General features: G+C 43.7%; 5 protein-coding genes and 1 rRNA gene (1 of these 6 running past the window's edge). 5 read left to right on the plus strand and 1 reads right to left on the minus strand.

Features of this window, described 5'->3' with window-relative positions; genetic code table 11:
* Positions 1-13: 13 nt before the first annotated feature.
* From M5E81_RS01985 to lysS, 4 genes are all read left to right on the plus strand, one after another.
* Positions 14-940, plus strand: coding sequence for a hypothetical protein (locus M5E81_RS01985; protein ID WP_009145573.1), 927 nt, complete (start codon positions 14-16; stop codon positions 938-940).
* Between the two features lie 9 nt (positions 941-949).
* Complete coding sequence (locus M5E81_RS01990; RefSeq protein ID WP_009145572.1) at positions 950-2035, plus strand: NAD(P)-dependent oxidoreductase; 1086 nt, start codon at positions 950-952, stop codon at positions 2033-2035.
* A gap of 85 nt (positions 2036-2120) precedes the next feature.
* Positions 2121-2597: a transcription elongation factor GreA gene (greA, locus tag M5E81_RS01995; RefSeq protein WP_009145571.1), complete on the plus strand. Its 477-nt coding sequence runs from the start codon at positions 2121-2123 to the stop codon at positions 2595-2597.
* A gap of 18 nt (positions 2598-2615) precedes the next feature.
* The gene (gene lysS, locus M5E81_RS02000; protein WP_009145570.1) at positions 2616-4586 is read left to right on the plus strand and encodes a lysine--tRNA ligase; all 1971 of its coding nucleotides are present in this window, start codon (positions 2616-2618) and stop codon (positions 4584-4586) included.
* Positions 4587-4727: 141 nt separating this feature from the next.
* On the opposite strand, the gene M5E81_RS02010 is transcribed toward lysS, so the two are convergent.
* Positions 4728-6305, minus strand: a complete 1578-nt coding sequence (locus M5E81_RS02010) for an IS1182 family transposase (RefSeq protein ID WP_249747749.1) — start codon at positions 6303-6305, stop codon at positions 4728-4730.
* Positions 6306-7025: 720 nt separating this feature from the next.
* Here M5E81_RS02010 and M5E81_RS02015 point away from each other — a divergent pair.
* A 16S ribosomal RNA gene (locus tag M5E81_RS02015) occupies positions 7026-7352 on the plus strand (it continues 1331 nt past the right edge of the window).

Consider the following 7352-nt stretch of genomic DNA (forward strand, 5'->3'; position numbering starts at 1 on the left):
GGGAGTTAAAAACATGGAAGCAGCTAACAACGCAAAACATGTAGTAAGTATCAGTCTGGGGTCATCTAAACGTGATGCCGGCGCCATATTGGAACTGGGAGGACGCAAAATCAGCATCGAACGCCGGGGAACCGACGGCGATTTTGACAAAGCACGTCAGCTCTTGGAACGCTGGGACGGCAAAGCTGATGCCATCGGTCTGGGCGGTACGGATTTATATGTTTATGCAGGCAAAAAGCGTTATACCTTCCGTGAATCGGCTCATCTGATTGCTAATGTAAAAAAAACACCGGTTTTGGATGGCAGCGGCCTGAAAAATTCGCTGGAGCGTAAGCTGATTAAATCACTTGCGGCCAGCGGCAAGGTGCCGATAAAGGGCAGCAAGGTGCTGATGGTCTGCGGCGTGGACCGCTTTGGTATGGCGGAGGCATTGCTGGAGGCAGGTGCTGAGGTTACCTTCGGTGACCTTATTTTCGGCCTGAATGTCAATAAGCCGTTATATTCGCTGAAGGCGCTTGCATGGTGGGCAGCGCTGCTGGCACCGCTTGTTACCAAGCTGCCGGTAAGCTGGTTTTACCCCATGGGCAAGGATCAGGAAGTGCGGGTAGTGCGTCATCCGGAATATTTTCTGGAGAATGATATCATTGCCGGTGATTTTCATTATATAAAAAAATTTATGCCGGATAAGCTGCCGGGAAAAACGATTATTACTAATACAGTTACTGCTGCTGATAGAGTGATGCTGCAGGAGGCGGGAATCAAAATGCTGATTACGACAACTCCCTGTATTCAAGGACGCAGCTTCGGCACCAATGTTATGGAGGCCATGCTGGTTGCATTGCACGGCGGTAAAGGACCGCTCACGGCAGATGAATATCTGAAGCTTTTAGAGCATTATCATATAGAATCTTCTGTTGAGTACTTTGGTACGAAGGAGTAGTTTGTTTTTATGGAAAAATTTGCTTTTATTCTACATCCATTATCCCTGCAGGATATGGAACACTTATCACCATTGATGAGGTATATCCCCGACCCGATAATCGAAGCCTGTCTGAAAATGAAGAAGCCGTTCAAGGTTTCGCATATTACCGGCATCAAGAGTCCTTATGCCGAAGCCGAAGGCTGGTTTATCGGCTGTCCGCTAACTGCTAAGCAGATGGTGGAGCTGCCTGAGGAATTTGTTATGGACAGAATTATCGAGTCCGGCAAAGTTGCTCAGGAGCTGGGAGCCAAGATTGTCGGCCTGGGAGCTTTTACTTCTATTGTCGGTGATGCAGGCATTACCGTAGCAAAAAATCTGGATATAGCAGTTACCAGCGGCAACAGTTATACCGTTGCTACCGCTATTCAGGGAACCAAGCAGGCTGCCAGAATGATGGGTAAGGACCTGAAGGAATGCCGTGCTGTCGTAGTCGGTGCCACCGGCTCGATCGGTGCTGCTTCCGTACGTCTTTTGGCAAAAGAGGTTAAGCATATTACGCTTGTTGCCCGTCATATGGGACCGTTGGAGGAGCTGGCGCAGGAGCTTATTGAGCAAAATCATTGCGAGGTTGCCGTAAGCCAGGATATCCGCACATCCCTGCAGGAGGCTGACATTGTTATTACCGTAACCAGCGCGCTTGACTTTTTGATTGAGCCCGGCGATTTGAAGCCCGGTGCCGTAGTATGCGATGTTGCGCGTCCGCGTAACGTATCGCGTGAGGTATCGCTGCAGCGTAACGATGTGCTGGTAATCGAAGGCGGCGTTATTAATGTGCCCGGTAACGTAGATTTTCATTTCAACTTCGGCTTCCCGCCGCACACGTCCTATGCGTGCATGGCAGAAACCATGATTCTGGCACTGGATGGCCGTTATGAAAATTTCTCTTTGGGAAGATCCCTGGATATCAATAAGATCAATCTTATTTCTCAGCTGGCAGATAAGCATAACTTCAAGATGGCGGGCTTCCGTAATTTTGAACGTGCTGTTTCTACCCAGCATATCGAGGAAGTCAAGCATAACGCTCAGCATGCCCTGGCAGTGCATGGCTGCTGATATTGACAAGTAAATCCAGCAACATATATAATCAATATATGTGTGTAAGTAAATTTTATATAAATAATGATAAAGGAGCAGGAAAATGGCAAGCAAGGAAACTATTTTAACAGCTGAAGGCTTAAGAAAATTAAAAGAAGAATTAGCTCAACGTAAGGGCGAAATCCGTGAAGAAATCGTTGAACGTCTGAAAGAAGCAAGAGCACAGGGCGACTTGAGCGAGAACTCCGAGTACGATCAGGCAAAGGAAGACCAAGGCAAAAACGAAGGCCGTATTCTGGAGCTGGAGCAGATGATTAAAACTGCTACCATCATCGATGACAGTGCCAGCAAAGCAGCAGGCATTGTATCTCTTGGTTCTACCGTACTGCTGAAGGACGTAGAAACCGGCGATGAAGAAACCTATACCATTGTTGGGACTACCGAAGCAGATCCGTTCGAAAACCGTATTTCCAACGAATCTCCTGTAGGTGCGGCAATTCTGGGCTGTAAGGTTCATGATGTTGTTGTAACTAAAACCCCTGTAGGTGAATTGTCCTACGAAATCGTAGAAATTAAATAAAAAGGAGCAAGGGCGATAATGGCAGAGGTAAAGAATAAACCTAATACAGAAGAAGCTGCAGTACTCACCGAAAACGAAATCAACGAGCAAATGCAGGTTCGCATTGACAAGATGCATAAAATTGAGGAGCATGGCTGGAAGCCTTTCGGCTATCGCTTTCTGTACACTCATCGTGCAGCAGATATCGCTGCGCAGTTCGATGAGCTGTCCGAAAAAGAAACCGAAGTTAAAATGGCAGGTCGTATTATGGCTATCCGCGGCCACGGCAAAACCTGCTTCATGGATATGCAGGACAAGACCGGCCGTATCCAGGTATATGTACGTAAAGACGTTATCGGCGAAGAAAACTATGCGCTGATTAAGCTGATGGATATCGGTGATACTGTAGGCATTACCGGTACTGCTTTCCGTACCCATATGGGCGAGCTGTCTATTAAAGCAAATTCCGTAGAAATGCTGTCCAAATCCCTGCGTCCGCTGCCGGAAAAATGGCATGGACTGAAGGATGTTGAAACCCGTTACCGTCAACGCTATGTTGACCTGATTGTTAATCCGGAAGTGCGTGATACCTTTGTAAAACGCAGCCAGATTATCAGAAGCGTACGTGAGGTTCTCGACAGCCATGATTTCCTGGAGGTAGAAACTCCTATTCTCAACACCATCGCAGGTGGTGCTGCCGCACGTCCGTTTATCAGCTATCATAACGCTCTGGATATGCAGGTATATATGCGTATTGCACCTGAACTGTACCTCAAACGCCTTATCGTAGGCGGTATGGATCGCGTATATGAAATGGGCCGCGTATTCCGTAACGAGGGTATCGACAACCGTCATAACCCGGAATTCACCAGCGTTGAGATTTATCAGGCTTTTGCTGATTACCGCGATATGATGGACCTGACCGAAGAGGTTGTTGTTAAGACTGCTGAGAAGGTTCTGGGCACTACCACTATCAACTATGAAGGCACTACTATCGAGCTGGCTTCTCCCTGGAAGCGTATGAGCATGATTGAAGCCGTAAAAGAATATTCCGGCAAGGACTTTACTAACGTAACCGATCTGGAAGAAGCACGCGCTATCGCTAAAGAGCTGAATGTGGCTGTTGAGCCTTCCTTTGGCATTGGCAAAATTATCAACGCATGCTTTGAAGAATATGTTGAAGATAAGCTGATTCAGCCTACCTTTATTACCGGTCACCCGAAAGAAATTTCCCCGTTGGCCAAGAGCAACCCCGAAAACCCCGAAATCACCGATCGTTTCGAGGCTTATATCTATGGCCGCGAAATCTGCAACGGCTTTACCGAATTGAACGATCCTATCGACCAGAAGGAGCGTTTCTTAAAGCAGGTTGAAGAACGCGCTAACGGCGATGAAGAAGCAAATATGATGGACGAGGACTTTGTCAACGCCCTGGAATACGGCCTGCCTCCGACAGGTGGTTTAGGCATTGGTATCGATCGTCTGGTAATGTTCCTGACCAACAGCTCTACCATTCGTGACGTACTGTTCTTCCCGACCATGAAACCGTTGGGCAAGGCTGTAAGCGAGAAGCCTGACTTTATGCAGGCTCCTGCTGTTGCTGCACCCGTAGAAGAGGCTAAGGAGGAAACTATCGATTTCTCCAAGGTTGTTATTGAGCCTGCCTATGAAGAATATGTTGATTTTGACACCTTCTGCAAGTCCGATATCCGTGTAGTTAAGGTTAAAGAATGTACCGCTGTACCCAAGAGCAAAAAGCTGCTGAAATTTGTTCTGGATGACGGTATCTGTACCGATCGTGTAATTTTAAGCGGTATCCATGCATTCTATGAGCCTGAAGAGCTGGTAGGCAAGACTTTAGTTGCTATTGTTAACCTGCCGCCGCGTAAAATGATGGGTATTGACTCCTGCGGTATGCTGCTGTCTGCTATCCATGAAGAGGAAGGCGCAGAGAAGCTGAACCTTATTATGGTAGATAACCGTATCCCGGCCGGTGCACGTCTGCACTAAAACTAAAAATTATTCTGAGGCTGGGACAAAACCACCCTCTCAAACTAAAGAAGAGACTGGGACAAAACCACCCTCTCAAACTAAAAAAGGACTGGAATTTGAGTTTTTTCTCAAATTCCAGTCCTTTTACTTCGCGTAAAATTAAGCTGCAGCTGTATGCTGCATATATTTTCTTAAATTTACTGCCATCAAAGCCAAACCCATTTCTATTTTTGCTTTGAATTTTCCTCTTACCGTAAATCTGTTGAAACGCAAATTAGCCTTCAAGAATCCAAAGACTGGCTCTACATCAATTTTCCTTCTCTTGTAGATTTTGCCAGTCTTATTGTCTGAAAGCTGTGCTCTAATATATTCTTTTTGCTGTTCCCATTTTACGTTTATACTTATTTTCCTGTTATTGCCTTCTTTGGCCTTGCAACACTGACTGCGGTATGGGCAATTACAACAATCTTCGCATTCGTATACTCTAAAGTTTCTCGCAAAGCCGTTCTTATCTTTTCTTTGGGAATTATATTTAAATATCAATTTTTTGCCGTTTGGACACGTATAGTAATCATCAGCATTATCATAATCCCAATTAGCGGTCTTGAAAGCATCTTTTTTATATCTTCTTTCCTGCTCTTTCAGATACATGCCATAAGTAATTAACGGTGTCAGTTGTCTGTTTTCAATAATGTCGACATAGTTTTCCTCGCTGCCATATCCAGCATCAGCTACAATATATTCCGGCAAAGCAAAATAACTGCTTTCAATAACATCTAGAAATGGTTTGAGTGTGCGAGTATCTGTAGGATTGGGAAATAAGTCATATGCAAGAGCGTATTGGCCTTCTGTTGCTATTTGTACGTTATAACCTGGCTTCAGCTGGCCGTTCTTCATATAATCTTCTTTCATACGCATAAAAGTAGCATCTGGATCTGTTTTGGAATAACTGTTTCTATTCTCCATAATAGCAAGTTGTCTGTCGTATTTTTGTTTTCGGGCAATATTATCTTTTAAGATTTTTCTGAGTTGCTTCGGACGTTTCCTTTTGTGCCTTATTCGTTTACGTTTTTCGACAGAATCAGATTCAGCTATTTCTTTGTCCATAACCTCAATAGCTGAATCAAGCTTTTCGACCACCTCAACCATCTCTTTTTCGTTAATCGTAGCTTCTTGCTCAAGCTCCATGGCAGGAATTATTTCCTGCTCAACCAATTCATCGTATATCCGTCTGGAATTTTCTATCAGACTTATACCATATTTTTCTACAGCTTTTTTCCATACAAAGCTGAATTTGTTGGCATTGGCTTCTATCTTTGTTCCGTCTATGAAAATAGCTTCATTGTTTATTATCTTTTCTTTTATAAGTTGGGCTCTGAACTGAATAAAACACTGACAAAGCAGTTCCTGCATGTCTTTGTTGCTTCTGAATCTGTTAATAGTGCGGTAGCTGGGTGAATATCCATGAGCTAACCACATCATACGAATGCTGTCAGATAACAACGCTTCTATTTTTCTACCGGAAAATACCGACTGAGAGTAGGCACACAATAATATTTTGAGCATCATTCTCGGGTGATATGCCGGGCAGCCCGTTTCTTTGTAATATTTATCAAAGGCCTTTTTGGGAATACTTTCAACCAAATTGTTTACGTGCCTTGCGATATCGTTATCCTGAATTTTTATTTCTAAATTTAGAGGCAAAACCAGCTGATTTATGTTATAATTTTTGTACATGACGAGTTCCTTTCCTTGTTTTTGTTATTTTGTGGTGATTTAATTCTAACAGAAAAGCAACTCGTTGTGTACTTTTAGCACTAAAAAACCAGTGGAAATTTACCTGACGGTAAAACTCCACTGGTTTTTCTGTTTAAGGTTGGGTTTTGTCCCAGCCTCTTTTTATCTTCCGTAATAGATACATAACTGCTTTTTTAATAAGTTTTGGAAGTCATGGCCTGTTTGTAATGATGGTTTTTGGGAGTGCTTTCGGTATTAATGCAGATGCTGCGAAAACTTTTCCGGAGATTTGCGGAGAAAAACAAGCAAAAATTTAAGAAAAAATCTGCGGAACAAAGAAAAATTTTGCTGATTTTCAGCGTTTTTTATGGAAAAAACAGCTAAAAAAAGCACTTTTTTTGAAGTTTTTTCAAGAAATTTTAATGGCGATAAAAGGGATAATCAAGCATGCTTCTTTTTCCACGAATCCTAGTGTATCGCGAAAAAATGTTAAAAAAGTGCCGAAAAAAGTGTTGACATAACCTAGGTCACGTGGTATTATATACAAGTCGACGCGATACGGCAACAAAACAAAAGCCAAAATCGCTAGGCACTGAACCTTGAAAACTGAACATTGAACCTAGAAAAAAGCGAATGTGCGGGTCGAGCGCGAAAGCGCAAGACCAAGTCAAATAACTTCTTTTTTAAATAATAAGAGCTAGATTAGTTCTTCAATAAACTTTATTGGAGAGTTTGATCCTGGCTCAGGACGAACGCTGGCGGCATGCCTAACACATGCAAGTCGAACGGAGAAAGTTCAACACCAAGTATTTCATCCGCTGAAGTGTAGCGGCAAAAATTGCGAAGCAATTTTTACTACGCATTAAAAGCATGAACTAACACGGTGGTTGAAGTATTAGGTGTTGAACTTTCTTAGTGGCGAACGGGTGAGTAACGCGTGGGCAACCTGCCCTCTAGATGGGGACAACATCCCGAAAGGGGTGCTAATACCGAATGTGACAGCAATCTCGCATGAGGATGCTGTGAAAGATGGCCTCTATTTATAAG

It is taken from the genome of Phascolarctobacterium succinatutens (assembly GCF_023497905.1).
Classification (GTDB): domain Bacteria; phylum Bacillota; class Negativicutes; order Acidaminococcales; family Acidaminococcaceae; genus Phascolarctobacterium_A; species Phascolarctobacterium_A succinatutens.

Bases quoted from the DNA above. Each gene is read 5' to 3' on its own strand.
- M5E81_RS01985 (WP_009145573.1), top strand. From the start codon at position 14: ATGGAAGCAGCTAACAACGCAAAACATGTAGTAAGTATCAGTCTGGGG.
- M5E81_RS01990 (WP_009145572.1), top strand. From the start codon at position 950: ATGGAAAAATTTGCTTTTATTCTACATCCATTATCCCTGCAGGATATG.
- greA (WP_009145571.1), top strand. From the start codon at position 2,121: ATGGCAAGCAAGGAAACTATTTTAACAGCTGAAGGCTTAAGAAAATTA.
- lysS (WP_009145570.1), top strand. From the start codon at position 2,616: ATGGCAGAGGTAAAGAATAAACCTAATACAGAAGAAGCTGCAGTACTC.
- M5E81_RS02010 (WP_249747749.1), bottom strand. From the start codon at position 6,305: ATGTACAAAAATTATAACATAAATCAGCTGGTTTTGCCTCTAAATTTA.